The following is an 18,485-nucleotide window of genomic DNA, read 5'->3' as shown; positions in this document are numbered from 1 at the left end:
ACAGGAGGGATTGTATGGAATATTTAAAATGGTCAAGTGAGGGAAGTATTGCTGTGATTACGCTTCAGCGTCCGCCGGCAAATGCTCTCTCCAATGGTTTGTTGCGAGAGTTAGCTGCCCTGCTTGATGAAATTGAACCTAACCGTGAACTAAAAGTAATTGTGATTCATGGAGAAGGACGCTTTTTCTCGGCGGGTGCCGATATTAAAGAATTTACCACGGTTGGCTCTTCAGATGATTTTTCTAAGCTGGGGACATTTGGACAAGATTTATTTAATCGGATGGAGACGTTTCCGAAGCCAATCATTGCTGCCATTCACGGCGCGGCCCTAGGAGGCGGCCTGGAACTGGCGATGGCTTGTCATATCCGCCTTGTAAGTGAAACAGCGAAACTTGGGCTGCCTGAATTGCAGCTTGGATTAATCCCTGGGTTTGCCGGTACACAGCGCCTGCCAAAATATGTTGGTGTAGCAAGAGCAGCAGAAATGATGTTCACTTCTGAGCCGATCACAGGATTGGAAGCGGTTAATTTTGGGTTGGCTAACCATGCGTATCCGGAAGCTGAAGTGTATGAACAGGCCTTAAAGCTTGCAAATAAAGTTGCCAAGAAGAGTCCAGTTGCCATTAAAGCAGCTATTGAACTATTAAACTATGCAAAAACAAAAGAGTTCTACGAGGGAACGAAACGAGAAGCACAGCTGTTTGGCGAGGTATTCAATTCAAATGATGCGAAGGAAGGCATCCAGGCCTTTATTGAGAAAAGGGAGCCAAATTTTAAAGGTGAATAAACTTCTTTTGGCGCTGGGCTGAGCAACCGCTCGGAGTCAATGAAGTCTATATATTTTTTTACTAAAAATTTTCATAATCTTTCAAACTGAAAAAATGTTTGAATTTCTAGGAGGGAACCCTGACCATGAACATTTATGTTTTAATGAAAAGAACCTTTGATACTGAAGAAAAAATCACACTCTCTGGCGGCCAAATCAATGAGGATGGTGCTGAATTCATCATCAACCCTTACGATGAATATGCGATTGAAGAAGCCATCCAAGTGCGTGATGCCAATGGTGGAGAAGTAACAGTCATTTCTGTCGGCAATGAAGACACTGAAAAGCAGCTTCGTACCGCGCTAGCCATGGGTGCCGATAAAGCTGTTCTTATTAATACCGAAGATGATGTGGAAAATGGCGATCAATTTACAACTGCCAAAATTCTTGCCCAATACTTAAAGGATAAAGAAGTGGACCTGATTCTAGGTGGAAACGTTGCCATTGATAATGCGTCTGGTCAAGTTGGACCTCGTGTTGCTGAATTATTAAACATTCCTTACGTTACGACGATTACAAAGCTTGAAATCAACGGAACAAGCGTAACCGTTACTCGTGACGTAGAGGGTGACTCAGAAGTAATCGAAACAAGCCTTCCGCTATTGGTAACTGCGCAACAGGGCTTAAACGAGCCGCGTTATCCTTCTTTACCAGGGATCATGAAAGCGAAGAAGAAACCGCTTGAGGAATTGGAACTTGATGATCTTGATCTTGAAGAAGACGATGTTGAAGCCAAAACAAAAACAATTGAAATTTATCTGCCAGCAAAGAAAGAAGCAGGTAAGGTTCTTTCAGGCGAGCTTACTGACCAAGTGAAGGAACTTGTTAGTCTGCTCCATAATGAAGCTAAAGTAATTTAATTTGTTTTTATAAAAATTGTTTCCAGGGGGTATACTCATATGTCAAGAAAAGTATTAGTACTCGGAGAAGTTCGTGACGGATCCTTACGTAATGTATCTTTCGAAGCAGTCGCAGCAGCAAAGACAGTTGCCGAAGGTGGAGAAGTTGTTGGTGTTCTAATTGGTGAAGCTGTAAGCAGCCTTGGCGCGGAGCTTGTGAAAAATGGTGCTGACCGTGTGGTTGTTGTAGAAGATGCAAAATTAAAGCAATATACATCTGACGGCTATTCCCAAGCACTATTAGCTGTAGTGGAGCAAGAGCAGCCGGAAGGCCTTGTCCTTGGTCATACTGCACTTGGTAAAGACCTTTCGCCAAAAATCGCTGCAAAGCTTGAAAGCGGTCTAATCTCGGATGCAACAGCGGTAGAAGTGGCTGGCGGAAATGTCGTGTTCACTCGCCCAATCTACTCTGGTAAAGCGTTTGAAAAGAAAATTGTGACGGACGGTTTAATTTTTGCTACAGTTCGCCCTAATAACATTGCTCCACTTGAAAAAGATGAAAGCAGAAGCGGCGAAGTGACTTCCCTTTCTGTTGATATTAAAGACCTTCGTGCAATTATTAAAGAGGTTGTCAGAAAAGCAACTGAAGGCGTAGACCTTAGCGAAGCGAAAGTCGTCATTTCAGGCGGACGCGGTGTGAAGAGTGCAGAAGGCTTTGCCCCGCTCAAAGAATTGGCAGATGTATTGGGCGGAGCAGTTGGTGCTTCCCGCGGTGCCTGTGACGCCGAATATTGTGATTACTCACTGCAAATCGGTCAAACAGGTAAAGTTGTCACACCTGATCTTTACATCGCTTGCGGTATTTCAGGTGCCATCCAGCACCTTGCTGGAATGTCCAACTCCAAGGTAATCGTAGCCATTAACAAAGACCCAGAAGCAAACATCTTTAAAGTGGCCGATTACGGCATCGTTGGCGACCTGTTCGAGGTTGTTCCAATGCTGACTGAAGAGTTTAAAAAATTAAAGGTACACCAATAATAAGAAAAGCGGAAGCGCCTTGACCAGGGGCGACAGGCATAAGACAAGCCTGCAAGAAGGTTGTTCTTTAACCTTCTTGACGGATTGGCTTATGACCCCGAGCCCCTAGGCGCTGGAGCTAGCCAATAATAAGGGCGAGCGGAAGGTTCCGCTCGCCTTTAATATGGCTTTCGCATAGAATACTTATGGGCAAGTAGGGAAAATTAGTTTCGAGACAGATTATTAGCAATCAAAATGCTAACAATGTTATACTTTCGTTAGATTTAAGTAATTATCTAGGAGGTCAATAAAATGGCTATTTCACACGTAACAGATCAAAACTTCACTGCTGAAACAGGCTCAGGCACTGTTCTAGTAGATTTCTGGGCTCCATGGTGCGGACCTTGTAAAATGATTGCACCGGTTTTGGAAGAACTTGACGCAGAAATGGGCGATAAAATAAAAATCACCAAGCTTGATGTGGACGAAAACCCACAAACAGCAGCAAACTTTGGCGTTATGAGTATTCCTACTCTGTTAGTGTTCAAGAACGGCGAAGTCGTTGACAAAGTTGTCGGCTTCCAGCCAAAAGATGCATTAGCAGGCGTGCTGCAAAAACACATTTAAGCTTTCAAACACGACCTCAGCATTGAGCTGAGGTTTTTTTATGCCCAATAACCTCCTACTTCCCTAAAGAGCAGGAATGCTATAAAATTTAAGGATAGAACTAAGGACGGAGGGGGAGTAGCCGAATGAATGAAATAATCAAACAAAAATTAACACTGCTGCCTGATCAGCCTGGCTGCTACTTAATGAAAGACCGTCAGGGAACGATTATCTATGTCGGGAAAGCGAAAATTTTAAAGAACCGCGTTCGTTCCTACTTTACTGGATCACACGATGGAAAAACATTAAGACTCGTTAATGAAATCGAGGATTTTGAATATATTGTTACCTCATCAAATATTGAGGCCTTACTTTTGGAATTAAACCTCATCAAAAAATATGATCCAAAGTATAACGTCATGCTGAAGGATGATAAAACCTATCCGTTTATAAAACTAACGGCTGAGCGGCATCCAAAGTTAATCATCACGAGAAAAGTCAAAAAGGACAAGGGGAAATACTTTGGACCCTATCCGAATGTAAGTGCAGCCAACGAAACGAAAAAGCTGCTTGATCGAATCTATCCGCTTCGCAAATGCTCGACTTTGCCAGATAGGGTCTGTCTGTATTACCATTTGGGCCAATGCCTGGCGCCTTGTGTGAATGAGGTGAAAGAGGAACAGTATAAGCAGATGACGGATGAGATTTCCCGCTTTTTAAATGGCGGCTATAAAGAAATTAAACACGAGCTGACGGAAAAAATGGCAGCAGCAGCCGAAGAACTGGATTTTGAACGTGCTAAGGAATATCGTGATAAAATCGTTCATATTGAAACGATTATGGAAAAACAAAAAATCACGATGACCGATTTTACCGACCGCGATGTGTTCGGCTATGCCGTTGATAAAGGCTGGATGTGCGTCCAAGTCTTTTTCGTCCGGCAGGGAAAGCTGATCGAACGCGATGTTTCCATGTTTCCTATTTACAATGAGCCTGAGGAAGAGATTTTGACGTTCCTTGGCCAGTTTTATCAGCAATCCAATCATTTTAAACCAAAGGAAATTCTGATTCAGGATGATGTAGATTTAAATATGGCCGAGCAGCTTCTCGAAGTGAAAATTCTCCAGCCGCAGCGCGGGCAGAAAAAAGATCTTGTTAAAATGGCAATAAAAAATTCCAAAATTGCCTTAAAGGAAAAGTTCTCACTCATTGAAAAGGATGAGGAACGAACAATAAAAGCGGTCGAGAATTTGGGCGAAGCCATTGGTATTTATACGCCGCACCGGATTGAAGCATTTGATAACTCCAATATTCAAGGAACCGACCCCGTTTCGGCCTTGGTTGTGTTTATCGACGGAAGGCCTTATAAACGGGAATACCGAAAGTATAAGATTAAAACAGTAAAAGGGCCTGATGATTACGAATCTATGCGCGAAGTGACAAGAAGAAGGTATTCACGTGTGTTAAAAGAGAATCTGCCGCTGCCAGATTTAATCATTATTGACGGCGGTAAAGGGCATGTCGAGGCAGTCCGCGATGTCCTAGAAAATGAATTGGGCCTGGATATTCCGCTATCTGGTCTAGTCAAGGATGAGAAGCACCGGACCTCGCAGCTGCTGTATGGCAACCCGTTGGAAATGGTTCCATTGGCGCGTAACAGCCAGGAATTTTACCTGCTGCAGCGGATTCAAGATGAAGTGCACCGATTCGCCATTACCTTCCATCGGCAAACCCGCGGAAAGACTGCCTTTCAGTCAATGCTTGATGATATCCAGGGAATTGGGGAAAAGCGTAAGAAACAGTTGCTGAAGGAATTTGGTTCTGTCAAAAAGATGAAGGAAGCAACACTAGAAGAGCTGCGTGCCATCGGACTTCCGCTTCCTGTTGCTGAAGAACTACTGAAAAAACTGCATTCACAGTGATTGTCAGAAAAAACAGGCTATGCTATAATGAATAGAAATTTAATATTCTACCACTTTTACGTGTTAAAGTGAAGGTAGAGGTGCGAGCTTCATAAGTAGAGGTCTGGAGAAGGATGAGCTTCAACGATAGACTTTGAAAGGGAATGTTCGCCGAAGTGAGGAAAGACTCATTGCTTTCTTTGCTGGTCCTGTATTGAATAAATACCGGATTGTCAAGACTACTGTCTTGGAGAGCTATCTTTTATTGTTTGCACAGGAATTTATTTTTTGTGTTTAGTTAAGCAATGAGAGACTCTCTCATTGCTTTTTTATGTTTACAGGGAAAGATAGCTAAGACGGATAACTGAAAGTAGGGGAAGAGATGGGCTTAATTGTACAGAAATTTGGCGGGACATCGGTTGGCAGTATTGAAAGAATTTTAAATGTTGCCGAAAGAGTCCGTGAAGAAATCGTAAAGGGAAATCAGGTAGTAGTGGTTGTTTCGGCAATGGGGAAAACGACAGATCAGTTGGTTAGCATGGCAAAACAGTTGTCCCCACAGCCAAATAAGCGGGAAATGGACATGCTGCTTTCTACTGGAGAGCAGGTGACAATTTCGTTACTATCAATGGCATTAAACGCAAAAGGGATTCCGGCTGTGTCCTATACTGGCTGGCAGGCAGGCATTGTCACCGAACCAGTTCATGGCAACGCCCGAATTTCCAACATTAATACGGAAGCGGTTAGGAGTCAATTGGAGGCAGGGAAAGTTGTCATTGTTGCAGGCTTCCAAGGAATAAGTGAAGACGGTGAAATAACGACTCTTGGCCGCGGCGGGTCAGATACGACTGCCGTCGCGCTCGCTGCTGCCCTACAAGCAGATAAATGTGATATCTACACGGATGTGACCGGAGTATTTACAACCGATCCAAGGTATGTAAAGGGAGCACGAAAATTACGTTCAGTTTCATATGATGAAATGCTCGAGCTGGCGAATCTTGGTGCAGGGGTGCTGCATCCAAGAGCAGTAGAATTTGCGAAAAACTATAATGTCCGCCTTGAAGTTCGTTCAAGTATGGAAAAAGTCGAAGGTACAGTAATTGAGGGGGAAGTAACAATGGAGCAAAATCTGGTTGTCCGCGGGGTCGCGTTTGAAGATGAAATTACTAAAGTAACAGTGTTAGGACTCACTAATTCTTTAACAAGCTTGTCAACAATTTTTACAACATTGGCCAGGAATCATATTAATGTAGATATCATTATTCAAAGCACAACCGAGGCAGGTACAGCCAATCTTTCATTCTCCATCCATACGGATGATTGGCTCGAAACCTTGAATGTGTTAGAGGACAATAAAAACGTGCTTGGCTATGAACAGCTTGATGCCGAAAACAAATTGGCGAAGGTTTCCATTGTCGGTTCTGGAATGATTTCCAATCCAGGTGTAGCTGCGCAAATGTTCGAAGTCCTGGCGGCCAACAACATCCCAATTAAAATGGTCAGCACATCCGAAATCAAAGTTTCAGCTGTAGTTGAAGAAAAACACATGCTTCAGGCAGTTGAAGCCCTTCATAAGGCATTTGAACTCGATAGAGAATAGGGGTTAAATGGGAATTGGTGTCAGGCGCCATGTGAACTTGCACAGAGCCTGACACCACCTCTTTCTTAAATGGAATCTTTTCGATCCCATTTCACGGTAAACATTACTTTGTTGGATTTTTTGATTGGATGCTCAAAGGTTTCGGCGATGGCTTCTTTTTGGTGTTCGATTTGTTGGGCAAGGAAGCCAGCTTCAAGCTGGAAGTAGTGTTCGGCTTTTGATTTGACCCGGGAGACGATGAGTGGACTCATCAGTTCCAATTCCAATTGATTTTTAGCTTCTTTTTTTATTTCTAGTTCGCCCCAAGAAGCTTTGGCGAAAAAATCAATAATTTGGTCCATGCTTTCTAACGGGTATTTTCGCGCGAGCCGTTTCCCTGCCCAATACAGAATTTCAGGTGTATCTTTTCCAAAAATCTCAGGCAGCAGAATCTCTCTGATTAATTCATACCCAAACATTGAGATGGTTCTTGGCTCCAAAGTACTTATATTTTGTTCTGCAACTGAACTATTTTTCACAAGTTTCCCCTCTTTCTATCATTCTATTATATACAATTTAATTTAAAATTCAGCACAGGTTTTGCTAAGGAAAGCGTTTACATTACAGATTGGGATTTATTACTATTCTACAAAATCTTCTCTTTTTTATCATCATAATTATCATTGCCTATTCGAATAAAAAATCTTTAAGTAAAATGTTGGTAATTTAAAAGGAAATAAAGATACTCTTCCTTTTAGAAAGTTTATTTTACAACCCTATTATAATATCAATATATTTTAAAAATTTTATTTTTTGTCTTGTTTTTATGTATCCGTTTCCTTGACGCTCTATGATGTTGGGAGTAAAATGGACATGTCACATAATTGTCACAGTGTTGCTAGGTTTTGGGGGATATTGAAACCTAACAGCATTTTTTAAAATTAATGAGGGGGTAAATCAATGGCGGGGAATCGCGAATTTTTAAATCGGAGATTGCATTCGCTGCTTGGGGTCATTCCAATCGGTGTCTTTCTTCTGCAGCACTTAACAGTGAATCATTTTGCGACAGATGGTGTGGAATCCTTCAACAAAGCAGCTAACTTTATGGGGAATCTTCCGTTCCGTTATGTCCTTGAGACGGTGGTAATTTATTTACCGATCCTGTTCCATGCAATCTACGGGCTGTATATCGCATTTACAGCAAAAAACAATGTTAGCAGATTTGGATTCTTCAGAAACTGGATGTTCCTGCTGCAACGTATTTCAGGCGTTATTACTCTTATTTTTATTACTTGGCATGTTTGGCAAACTCGCGTAGCGGCGGCATTTGGAGCAGAAGTTAACTTCCAAATGATGGAGGAGATTTTATCTTCACCATTTATGTTCGTATTCTATTTAGTTGGAATTCTTTCTGCCATTTTCCATTTTGCGAATGGTTTATGGTCATTCATGGTTAGCTGGGGTATTACGCAATCCCCACGTTCCCAAGTCATTTCTACATATGTTACATTGGCAGTTTTCGTTCTTCTATCGATTGTAGGAATTCAGACTTTATTAGCATTTGTTTAAATGAAAACTCGCCGATTGGCAAGTCCGTTAGGACGGTTCATGCGGCGTAGTTGAATTTATGCGTTAAGAAATAATAAAATTTTGAAGAAATTTTATTATTTGTTATTAGCAAAAAAATTAATCTCTAAATATGTTGAAATATTGGATTTGGATTAAGGGAGTGAGTCAGAATGAGTAAGGGTAAGGTGATCATCGTCGGCGGCGGGTTGGCTGGATTGATGGCAACAATTAAAGTTGCAGAACACGGAACACCTGTTGAATTATTTTCGCTGGTTCCGGTTAAGCGCTCTCACTCTGTTTGTGCCCAAGGCGGTATTAATGGAGCAGTAAACACTAAAGGTGAAGGGGATTCCCCATGGATTCACTTTGATGATACGATTTATGGCGGAGACTTCTTGGCCAATCAGCCTCCTGTAAAAGCAATGTGTGATGCGGCACCTGGTATTATTAATCTATTTGACCGGATGGGAGTAATGTTCAACCGTACTCCTGAAGGATTGCTGGACTTCCGCCGTTTCGGAGGTACACAGCATCACCGTACAGCATTTGCAGGTGCAACAACTGGTCAGCAATTACTTTACGCATTGGATGAGCAAGTTCGACGTCATGAAGTAGAAGGCCTTGTAACCAAATATGAAGGCTGGGAATTCTTAGGTGCCGTTGTGGATGATGACGGCGTATGCCGCGGAATTGTCGCTCAAGACTTAAAAACAATGGAAATTAAATCCTTTGCTGCTGATGCTGTCATCATGGCAACTGGTGGCCCTGGGATTATTTTTGGAAAATCTACTAACTCTGTTATTAATACAGGTTCTGCTGCAAGTATTGTTTATCAACAAGGGGCTTACTATGCAAATGGAGAGATGATCCAAATTCACCCAACTGCTATTCCTGGAGATGACAAACTTCGCCTGATGAGTGAATCGGCACGCGGTGAAGGCGGCCGTGTTTGGACCTATAAAGATGGTAAGCCATGGTACTTCCTAGAAGAAAAATATCCAGCTTACGGAAACCTTGTCCCACGGGATATTGCGACACGTGAAATTTTCGACGTCTGCGTCAATCAAAAGCTTGGTGTCAACGGAGAAAACATGGTATTCCTTGATTTATCTCACAAGGATCCACATGAACTGGATGTAAAACTTGGCGGTATCATCGAAATTTACGAAAAATTCGTTGGTGATGACCCGCGTAAAGTTCCTATGAAAATCTTCCCTGCTGTTCACTATTCAATGGGCGGATTATGGGTTGATTATGACCAAATGACAAATATTCCAGGACTATTTGCTGCCGGGGAATGTGATTACTCACAGCACGGTGCCAACCGTCTTGGAGCAAACTCGCTTCTTTCTGCGGTTTATGGCGGTATGGTGGCAGGACCGAATGCAGTTCGCTATATTAGTGGTCTTGAAAAGAGTTCTGATGCTGTTTCGCCTACTGTCTTTGACCGTCATGTTAAAGAGCAGGAAGAAAAGTGGAACGGTATCATGTCTCTGAATGGTACTGAAAATGCTTATGTTCTTCATAAAGAGCTTGGCGAATGGATGACAGATAACGTGACCGTTGTTCGTTTCAACGACAAGCTTTTAAAAACTGATGAAAAAATTCAAGAGCTTTTGGAACGCTATCAAAATATTAACATCAATGATACATCTAAATGGAGCAACCAGGGTGCGGCCTTTACAAGACAACTGCAGAACATGCTGCAGTTAGCGCGTGTTATTACACTTGGTGCTTACAATCGTAATGAAAGCCGCGGTGCTCATTATAAGCCTGAATTCCCAGAGCGGAATGATGAGGAATTCATGAAGACAACCATGGCTAAATTTGTCGATGCAACATCTGCTCCGGCTTTCCATTATGAAGAGATCGATGTTTCCTTGATTAAACCGCGGAAGCGCGATTATACAACAAAACATTAAGGGAAGGGGAGAAGACAATTATGGCTGAAAAAGTAGTGAAATTTATTATTCAACGTCAGGATACCGAAAGTTCTGCCCCTTATGAGGAGGAATTTGAAGTTCCATACCGTCCGAATATGAACGTCATTTCGGCTTTAATGGAAATTCGTAGAAATCCTGTCAATACGAAAGGACAAGCTACCACTCCAATTACCTGGGATATGAACTGCCTTGAGGAAGTGTGTGGCGCTTGTTCAATGATTATTAACGGCAAGCCTCGTCAATCCTGCTCAGCGCTGGTTGACCAATTAGAGCAGCCAATCCGTTTGGCACCAATGAGAACATTCCCGGTTGTCCGTGACCTTCAGGTTGACAGAAGCAGAATGTTCGATGCGTTGAAACGTGTAAAAGCTTGGATTCCAATTGACGGAACCTACGACTTAGGCCCTGGGCCGCGGATGCCTGAGAAAAAGCGTCAATGGGCATATGAGCTATCAAAATGTATGACTTGTGGTGTCTGCCTAGAGGCGTGTCCGAATGTCAACAGTAAATCTGACTTTATCGGACCACAGCCATTATCGCAGGTTCGTTTATTCAACGCTCACCCAACTGGGGCAATGAATAAAGCAGAGCGTTTGGAAACGATTATGGGTGAAGGCGGTCTTGCCAACTGTGGTAACTCGCAAAACTGTGTTCAATCCTGCCCGAAAGGTATTCCGTTGACTACCTCTATCGCAGCCTTGAACCGTGAAACAACCATCCAAGCCTTCAGAAACTTCTTCGGAAGCGACAACGACTGATTGAAAAGTTTAAAACCTTCTTTTCTATTTATAGAGAGGAAGGTTTTTATTTTGCTAATAGCTCTTCATTCTTTGTTTGTTATACTATTAATAAACAATTCGCTAATGAAAAAGGCAGGTACGTAAGTTGAAATCAAAATTACCACTTTTCATCATTTTTATTGGTATGATACTTCTTGGTATTGGGGTCTGGCAAATCATCAATGTCAAAATCCAGAATAATGCATCTCTTGAAACAGCCAAGAAATTAGTTCAGGCCAGCTCAAAAAATCCCCCGGGGCAAAGTGCAAGTAAATCAGACGCACCGCCTGAAATGGGAGAAGAAGTTGGCATTCTAGAAATTCCAAAAATAAAGGCACAGTTGGCCATCATTGAGGGGACGGACCCGGATGATTTGGAAAAGGGTGTCGGCCATTATAAAGGATCCTATTTTCCGGGTGATAAAGGACAGATTGTGTTATCTGGGCATCGGGATACGGTGTTTAGGAAGTTAGGTGAACTAAAGATTGGCGATGCCTTAAATATGCAAATGCCTAATGGTCAATTCACCTACGAAATTACCAAGACGAAAATTGTTAAATCCGATGATACAAGCATTATAACCCTGCAGAATCAGGAGGAAGAATTGATTTTAACCACCTGTTATCCGTTTCGTTATGTAGGAAATGCTCCTGAACGATATATTATTTATGCAAAGCAAAAAGCTCCTGCTCAGTAAGGGGCTTTTGCTTTTAAAAAATCATAAAACCTTCAAGGAAATATAGTCACTACCTATGCATCCTTCACATAAGATATGGTGACTAAATATATACCCACCCCCGGTGCATAACTGGCGAAGGCAAGGAGGGTTACAATACTTGAAGGAGAATGAATATACTCACAAGCCGTTACTCACCAAACGAGAAAGAGAAGTATTCGAACTGTTGGTTCAAGATAAAACAACAAAAGAGATCGCTAGCGAATTATTTATAAGCGAGAAAACGGTTCGAAATCATATTTCTAATGCCATGCAGAAGCTTGGTGTTAAGGGGCGTTCACAGGCAGTTGTAGAGCTCCTTCGTATGGGAGAGCTAGAACTTTAAACATGACCGGCATCCGTAATGGACGCCGGTTCATACTTTACATACAAAAAATGTCTGAATAGTTCCAGCTTGAAATTTTCACGAAAAAAGTAGAAAATAAGGACAAGCATCCAAGTTAAGCAATATAGATATTTATTTATATAGATAAACAATGGCTGAGGAGAAGCATATTTTAGGAGTGTATGAAAATGAAACTCGAAAATTCCCAAAAGCTTAAAGGGGATATTGTTGCCAATATTGAAAAGGATTTACGCTATATTTCCGGGATTATTAAGCAAAAAGGCAGAGAAATGCTTACGAATTATAAGATTACTCCGCCCCAATTTGTTGCTTTGCAGTGGCTGTTCGAAGATGGGGATATGACCATTGGGGAACTGTCGACTAAAATGTACTTGGCATGCAGCACAACCACTGACCTTGTTGACCGAATGGAAAAAAATCTACTCGTTGAGCGGGTAAAAGACCCTAATGACCGCCGTGTGGTCCGCATCCATTTACTTTCAGAAGGCGAAAGAATCATTGATGAAGTAATTAAAAAACGTCAGGTCTACCTAGAAGAAGTATTGAAAGACTTCTCGGAAGAAGAAATTCTTCTTCTTCAAAAAAACTTAATGAAATTGCATCAAGAAATGCGCTAAATGAAAACTCGCCGATTGACAAGTCCGTTAGGACGGTTCATGCGCGCGTAGTTGAATTTATGCGTCGGAATTTAGGAAATAAATTCCGATTAGCAAAAAAAGAGGCGAGAGGCTTTTGAAACAAGCAATTGGAGTGATCGATTCCGGTGTTGGCGGTTTAACAGTCGCCAAAGAGGTTATGAGGCAGCTTCCAAACGAGAAAATAATCTATTTGGGCGATACCGCACGCTGTCCCTATGGTCCTAGAACGACTGGTGAGGTTAGAAGGTTCACATGGGAATTGACCAACTTTTTACTAAAAAAACATATCAAGATGCTAGTCATTGCCTGTAACACGGCAACTGCGGCCGCTTTGGATGAGATTCGCAAAGAATTAAATATCCCAGTACTTGGTGTTATAAATCCGGGTGCGCGTGCTGCCATCAAGCGGACGAAAAACTACCGGGTTGGAATAATTGGAACGATTGGAACTGTGAAAAGCGGCGCGTATGAAAAGGCATTAAAATCTTTGAACAGCCGACTTTTCGTAACAAGCCAGGCCTGTCCCAAGTTTGTACCGCTGGTTGAAAGTGGTGAATACGACGGACCCATCGCAGAAAAAATTGTCCAGGAAGCACTGACGCCGCTCTTGAATCAAAATATGGATACACTTATTCTTGGCTGCACCCATTATCCGTTACTTGAACCGCTTATCAAAAATGTAATGGGTGAAAAGGTAAGTGTAATCAGCTCGGGCGATGAAACCGCGAGGGAAATCAGCGCGATTCTGCAATATAATGGGTTACTGGAGGAAAGCGAAGAGGAACCGGAGCATGAGTTTTACACGACCGGCTCGAAGTGGATCTTTTCAAAAATCGCTTCGCAGTGGCTCGGCGAACCAATCGAAAATGTAAAAAAAATAAAACTATAGAGTCGTTATGACTCTATTTTTTTTTTTGTCTAGCTTCAGCGCCTAGCCCCTCGAGGTCTTAAGCCGTCCCCCTCCGGAGGGCAGGCCCGTCCTGCGGGTTACGTCTTAAGCTTGTCGGGGCTGACCAAGGCGCTTCCGCTTTTCTTAAAATTTTGTCCCACTAAGACGGTCTATTTTTTCACAAGGCTCGTATACATGATAGTACAAACTGTCTTAGGGGGGAAAAATATGTTTAAAAATAGTGCAAAAATCTTGGGAATCACCGTGCTGTCTTCAGCCGTTCTTTTATCTGGATGCGGATTATTTGGCACGGAAACCACGAAGAAAATTGATCCACCAAAAACGGTGACCGAAGAGAAGAAACCGGCGAGCAAGGAAACAACCGCGAAAACCGAAAACGCTGAAGATGTGGTGAAAACTGAGTTATACCTCATTGATAAGGACGGTTATGTTGTTCCGCAAACACTCAGTCTTCCAAAAACCAAATCTGTAGCCAAACAAGCACTTGAATACTTAGTTGTAAATGGAAAGGGAACCGATATGCTGCCTAATGGCTTCCGCGCAGTCATTCCAGAGGATACTGAGTTATCAGTTGATATCAATAAAGATTCAGGTGTGGCGACGGTTAATTTTTCGAAAGAATTTAAGGACTATCAGGCTGCAGACGAATTGAAAATTCTCCAATCGGTCACCTGGACGTTGACACAATTTGATGGTGTCAAAAACGTAAAGCTGAAAATGAACGGTCACGAGTTAACGGAAATGCCTGTTAATGGGACGCCGATTAGTGAGAAGCTGACTAGAGCATCAGGTATTAATATTGATACCGAGGATGTTATGGACATTACAAATACCAAACCAATTACAGTCTACTATATCGGTGGTGAAGAAGGATCTTACTACTATGTGCCGGTTACAAAACGGGTGGATAGTAAAGAAAAGGACCCAATCACGGCTGCCGTAAATGAACTAATTAATGGTCCTAGTGAAGATTCTAATCTGGTCTCCGAGTTTATGCCTGATGTAAAACTTCTAGAGGCACCGAAATACGAAAACGGAACAGTAACCTTGAACTTCAACAAAAATATTTATGGAAGCTTTGAGGAAAATGTCATCTCCCAATCTATTTTAGATTCGATTGTCCTTTCACTGACAGAGCAAAAGGGAATTGAAAAAGTAGCTGTTAAAGTCGACGGTAAAGCGGAATTAAAGAATGATAAAGGGAAAAAGCTTTCTGCACCCGTAACTCGTCCAGAAAAAGTCAATACAGGTAGTTTCTAAATGGAAACTCGCCGATTGGCGAGTCCGTAAGGACGAAGACAGAGGCGTAGTTGAATTTATGCGTGCGAAGCTGTGATGTATAAAATTTGGGAAAATTTTATACATACATGTTAGCTAAAAATAGTTTTTTGTTATACTATATAGTGACAATACAAGAGGTTGGCTACAACGCCGCCTCTTTCTTATTTGCCAGTTTACTTAAGTTTTAGGAGGAATCATTGGATGCGAGTTGACGGAAGAGAGCAGCTGCAATTAAGACCCATACATATTGAAACGAATTATTTAATGCATCCGGAAGGCTCAGTCCTAATTTCGGTCGGCAATACGAAAGTAATTTGTACGGCCAGTATTGAAGAGCGGGTGCCGCATTTTATGCGGGGCGAGGGCAAGGGCTGGATTACCGCCGAATATTCAATGCTGCCAAGGGCAACGGAAACACGGAATATCAGAGAATCGTCGAAAGGAAAAGTTTCAGGAAGGACGATGGAAATTCAGCGGTTAATTGGCCGTGCACTCCGAGCTGTTGTAGACCTTGGAGCAATCGGCGAGCGGACGGTCTGGATTGATTGTGATGTCATTCAAGCGGATGGTGGGACAAGAACAGCCTCCATCACCGGAGCCTTCGTCGCAATGACGCTGGCATTAAACAGCTTGGCAGAGAAAAGATCCATGGCAAAATTTCCGATTACAGACTACCTGGCAGCCACAAGCGTGGGGATATTATCAGGTGGAAAAACTGTCCTTGACCTTAATTATGCGGAGGATTCTAAGGCCGAGGTTGATATGAATGTGGTCATGACCGGCAGTGGCGAATTTGTCGAATTGCAAGGCACCGGGGAAGAAGCTACGTTTTCCTATGAGCAGCTTCAGGGGTTATTGCATGCTGCCCAAGAAGGATTAATGGAGCTGTTTGAAGTACAAAAAGAGGCCCTTGGTGAAGAGATTGTAAAAAAGATTGATGCAAAAAGAAAAAAATAATCTGAGGGAGATTAAATATGAAGGAAGTCATTATTGCGACGAAAAATCCCGGTAAAGCAAGGGAATTCGAGGATATTTTCTCCTCAAGAGGAATTGCTGTTCGAACCTTGTTAGACTACCCGGAAATCCCCGACGTGGAGGAAACCGGGACAACTTTTGAGGAAAACGCTACGCTTAAAGCAGAGGCAGTAGCGGCGGCGCTAAATAAAATGGTCATTGGTGATGATTCCGGACTTATGGTCGATGCCCTCGAAGGCAGGCCGGGAATCTACTCGGCACGATATGCTGGAGAGCCGAAAAATGATTCCAACAACACAAAGAAAGTGTTAGCAGAGCTTGAGGGTGTACCGGAACAAGAGCGGACAGCACGATTCTACTGTGCCTTAGCTGTTGCTGTTCCAGGGCAGGAGACATTTACGGTGTCAGGTACCTGTGAAGGACAGATATTAGAGTCGCCAAGGGGCAGTAACGGATTTGGTTACGACCCGGTCTTCTACGTACCAGAAAAAGGAGTGGCAATGGCCGAGCTCTCTTCTGATGAAAAAAACAAGATTAGCCATCGGGCCCATGCCTTAAAGAAACTGGATGATATGCTGGATTCTATTTTAGAAAGAGCTGAAAAGTCATGAGTAAGGTATTGGTGATCAGTGATAGCCATGGAATGATGAAAGAACTTGAAGTCATTAGAGAGAGGCATCAGCAGGATGTGGATTTAATGATTCACTGCGGTGATTCACAATTGGAACCGGATCATAAAGCGTTAACCGGATATTTTACAGTAGCAGGAAACTGTGATTGGAGCGGCTTTCCCAACGAACTGGTGACGGATTGCGCAGGTAGGAAATTTTTTATTACCCACGGTCATCACTATTCGGTAAAAACCTCTTTAATGAGCTTAAAATATAAAGCGGAAGAGGTTGGAGCGGATATCGTCTGTTTTGGCCATTCTCACGTATTGGGTGCGGAAGTGGTCGATGGCCGGTTATATTTAAATCCCGGCAGCATTCGGATGCCGCGCGAACGTTTCGAAAAGACCTATGTCATTCTTGATCTGCAAAAGGACCTTGTTAAGATGACTGTGTATGAATTGAACGGTCGGGAAATGCCTGGTTTATCGCGCGAATTTGTCCTTGGAAACTAAGGGGAGAAAATTTCTCCCCTAAGCTTTTTTTGAAAAAATTAACGTAATACCTGTTGACATTTTTATGTTAGGATAATATAATAAATCTTGTCTTTGATACATGACTACGTCCCAGTAGCTCAGCCGGATAGAGCATACGCCTTCTAAGCGTACGGTCGGGAGTTCGAATCTCTCCTGGGACGCCATACTACATACCAAAATATCTACTCACCTTATTGGGTGAGTTTTTTTTGTGTTTTATTTATGCTACACTATTTTTCAATGACAATCACAAGGACGGTATTATTATGAAAAAACGGGAACGAATTAAAAGAAAAAATAATATTATCTTCTTTCCCGGCATTGAAAAAAGATTAATGGATGAGGGTTTGGAGAGCCTGCAAAAAAAGAAATTTACTGAAGCTATTCATCTACTTGAAGAAGCAAAAGAATTAGACCCTGATAACGATGATATTTTAGTAGGTCTGGTGCTTGCTTATTATGAGTCGGGCGTCTTCCAAAAAGCTAAAGTACTGGCAAAGGAAATCCTCCATAAAGGGATTGGCGACTATTTCCAAGCTGTAGACTTGTATTTGACAGTGCTGATTCAGCTTCATGAATATCAAGAAATTATCTCGACGGTCGAGGCTCTTCTAGATGAAAAAGAAATCCCGCCGGAAAGCTTGCAGCATTTTTTAACTATCCTGCAATTCAGCCAAAAAATGGCACAGCATCATGCTTCTATTGATACTGAAGAGCAGAAAAAGACAAATGAGGATGAACTAGACTGGCCAGACACTAAGTTAAACCTCCTTTCATTAAAAGATTTAAACGAGCAAATGCTTGTCGTATCCAGCCTTGCTGAAAAAAATATTCGTCCGTATCTTCAGGAAATCGAAGAATATTTAAGAGCCGATGAAGGGAATCCATTTTTAAAAACAATTTTATTAACTATTCTCAGAGAACAGGAGATTTCTCAGGTGGTTACGATTAAAAAGTTTACCTTAGAAGAAAAGTTGCCTCCCACTGGGCTTCCTGAAATCAGGGAGCAGCCAAGGATGCTTGAAATCAAAACGCTTTTGGGGAATGTGCTAGAAAGCAGTGATCCGGTCCTCTTTACCAATATAGGTGAACTGGTCGAGCGAATCTTTTTTATTAGCTACCCCTTCGAGCTGGAGCCAAATGATAATGGTGCATGGGCAGCGGGGTTTCACTATTTAGTGCAGGTATACATGGGATTGGAGCCGGAAATAACTGAATTGGCAAGTGAATATCATACTACACCGGACGACATCTCTGCAGCAATTGGACAGATAGAGAGGATTGAACAAATTTCTTATCCCAATCTCTAGGCTCGCAGTTGAAAGAAAAGAATCATGTGGTATAATGTAAGGGTTGCATTGTGTGAAAAAGTATATTTTTACATTTAAAAAGTGG

General features: G+C 42.3%; 19 protein-coding genes, 1 tRNA gene and 1 riboswitch. Of the genes, 19 read left to right on the top strand and 1 reads right to left on the bottom strand.

Features of this window, described 5'->3' with window-relative positions; genetic code table 11:
• The first annotated feature begins 14 nt into the window (after window positions 1-14).
• The 6 genes from ACZ43M_RS21170 to ACZ43M_RS21145 all read left to right on the top strand — a co-directional run bounded on the left by ACZ43M_RS21170 (window position 15) and on the right by ACZ43M_RS21145 (window position 6,790).
• Window positions 15-788, top strand: a complete 774-nt coding sequence (locus ACZ43M_RS21170; protein ID WP_464504488.1) for an enoyl-CoA hydratase — start codon at window positions 15-17, stop codon at window positions 786-788.
• A 125-nt stretch (window positions 789-913) separates the two neighbouring features.
• Complete coding sequence (locus tag ACZ43M_RS21165; protein WP_464504487.1) at window positions 914-1,687, top strand: electron transfer flavoprotein subunit beta/FixA family protein; 774 nt, start codon at window positions 914-916, stop codon at window positions 1,685-1,687.
• Between the two features lie 39 nt (window positions 1,688-1,726).
• Entirely contained in the window at window positions 1,727-2,704 is a 978-nt protein-coding gene (locus ACZ43M_RS21160) for an electron transfer flavoprotein subunit alpha/FixB family protein (protein WP_464504485.1), read from the top strand.
• Between the two features lie 291 nt (window positions 2,705-2,995).
• Window positions 2,996-3,310, top strand: a complete 315-nt coding sequence (trxA, locus tag ACZ43M_RS21155; RefSeq protein WP_464504484.1) for a thioredoxin — start codon at window positions 2,996-2,998, stop codon at window positions 3,308-3,310.
• Window positions 3,311-3,435: 125 nt separating this feature from the next.
• A complete protein-coding gene (uvrC, locus tag ACZ43M_RS21150) occupies window positions 3,436-5,211 on the top strand; it encodes an excinuclease ABC subunit UvrC (protein WP_464504483.1) in 1,776 nt (591 codons plus the stop codon).
• 67 nt (window positions 5,212-5,278) lie between these two features.
• A riboswitch (Lysine riboswitch) is annotated at window positions 5,279-5,456 on the top strand.
• A gap of 116 nt (window positions 5,457-5,572) precedes the next feature.
• A complete protein-coding gene (locus ACZ43M_RS21145; RefSeq protein WP_464504482.1) occupies window positions 5,573-6,790 on the top strand; it encodes an aspartate kinase in 1,218 nt (405 codons plus the stop codon).
• A 65-nt stretch (window positions 6,791-6,855) separates the two neighbouring features.
• On the opposite strand, the gene ACZ43M_RS21140 is transcribed toward ACZ43M_RS21145, so the two are convergent.
• A complete protein-coding gene (locus ACZ43M_RS21140) occupies window positions 6,856-7,308 on the bottom strand; it encodes a YslB family protein (RefSeq protein ID WP_464504481.1) in 453 nt (150 codons plus the stop codon).
• Between the two features lie 421 nt (window positions 7,309-7,729).
• Between ACZ43M_RS21140 and ACZ43M_RS21135 the strand changes: the two genes are divergently transcribed.
• The 13 genes from ACZ43M_RS21135 (at window position 7,730) to ACZ43M_RS21075 (ending at window position 18,400) form a co-directional block, all read left to right on the top strand.
• On the top strand, window positions 7,730-8,338 hold the full coding sequence (locus ACZ43M_RS21135) for a succinate dehydrogenase cytochrome b558 subunit (protein ID WP_464504480.1): 609 nt from the start codon (window positions 7,730-7,732) through the stop codon (window positions 8,336-8,338).
• Between the two features lie 170 nt (window positions 8,339-8,508).
• Window positions 8,509-10,260, top strand: coding sequence for a succinate dehydrogenase flavoprotein subunit (gene sdhA, locus ACZ43M_RS21130; protein WP_464504479.1), 1,752 nt, complete (start codon window positions 8,509-8,511; stop codon window positions 10,258-10,260).
• 20 nt (window positions 10,261-10,280) lie between these two features.
• On the top strand, window positions 10,281-11,039 hold the full coding sequence (gene sdhB, locus ACZ43M_RS21125; protein ID WP_464504478.1) for a succinate dehydrogenase iron-sulfur subunit: 759 nt from the start codon (window positions 10,281-10,283) through the stop codon (window positions 11,037-11,039).
• A 127-nt stretch (window positions 11,040-11,166) separates the two neighbouring features.
• Complete coding sequence (locus ACZ43M_RS21120) at window positions 11,167-11,757, top strand: class D sortase (RefSeq protein WP_464504477.1); 591 nt, start codon at window positions 11,167-11,169, stop codon at window positions 11,755-11,757.
• A 139-nt stretch (window positions 11,758-11,896) separates the two neighbouring features.
• Window positions 11,897-12,121, top strand: coding sequence for a spore germination transcription factor GerE (gene gerE / locus ACZ43M_RS21115; RefSeq protein ID WP_019154738.1), 225 nt, complete (start codon window positions 11,897-11,899; stop codon window positions 12,119-12,121).
• A gap of 188 nt (window positions 12,122-12,309) precedes the next feature.
• Window positions 12,310-12,759, top strand: coding sequence for a MarR family winged helix-turn-helix transcriptional regulator (locus ACZ43M_RS21110; protein ID WP_464504476.1), 450 nt, complete (start codon window positions 12,310-12,312; stop codon window positions 12,757-12,759).
• A gap of 115 nt (window positions 12,760-12,874) precedes the next feature.
• Window positions 12,875-13,669, top strand: a complete 795-nt coding sequence (gene racE, locus ACZ43M_RS21105; RefSeq protein ID WP_464504475.1) for a glutamate racemase — start codon at window positions 12,875-12,877, stop codon at window positions 13,667-13,669.
• A gap of 228 nt (window positions 13,670-13,897) precedes the next feature.
• Window positions 13,898-14,950 carry a GerMN domain-containing protein gene (locus ACZ43M_RS21100; RefSeq protein ID WP_464504474.1) on the top strand — a complete coding sequence of 351 codons (1,053 nt, stop codon included), beginning with the start codon at window positions 13,898-13,900 and terminating at the stop codon, window positions 14,948-14,950.
• A gap of 222 nt (window positions 14,951-15,172) precedes the next feature.
• Window positions 15,173-15,928: a ribonuclease PH gene (rph, locus tag ACZ43M_RS21095; RefSeq protein ID WP_464504473.1), complete on the top strand. Its 756-nt coding sequence runs from the start codon at window positions 15,173-15,175 to the stop codon at window positions 15,926-15,928.
• Between the two features lie 17 nt (window positions 15,929-15,945).
• Window positions 15,946-16,557: an XTP/dITP diphosphatase gene (locus tag ACZ43M_RS21090; protein ID WP_464504472.1), complete on the top strand. Its 612-nt coding sequence runs from the start codon at window positions 15,946-15,948 to the stop codon at window positions 16,555-16,557.
• Window positions 16,554-17,069, top strand: coding sequence for a metallophosphoesterase family protein (locus ACZ43M_RS21085; protein WP_464504471.1), 516 nt, complete (start codon window positions 16,554-16,556; stop codon window positions 17,067-17,069). Before ACZ43M_RS21090 ends, ACZ43M_RS21085 begins: the two co-directional genes overlap by 4 nt.
• A gap of 108 nt (window positions 17,070-17,177) precedes the next feature.
• Window positions 17,178-17,254: transfer RNA gene (locus ACZ43M_RS21080), tRNA-Arg, on the top strand.
• Window positions 17,255-17,356: 102 nt separating this feature from the next.
• Entirely contained in the window at window positions 17,357-18,400 is a 1,044-nt protein-coding gene (locus ACZ43M_RS21075) for a tetratricopeptide repeat protein (protein WP_464504470.1), read from the top strand.
• The last annotated feature ends 85 nt before the right edge of the window (window positions 18,401-18,485 follow it).

This window comes from Neobacillus sp. B24 (assembly GCF_055381825.1).
Note: the sequence above shows the minus strand (reverse complement) of the source record. Positions and strands in the feature narration are given on the sequence as shown.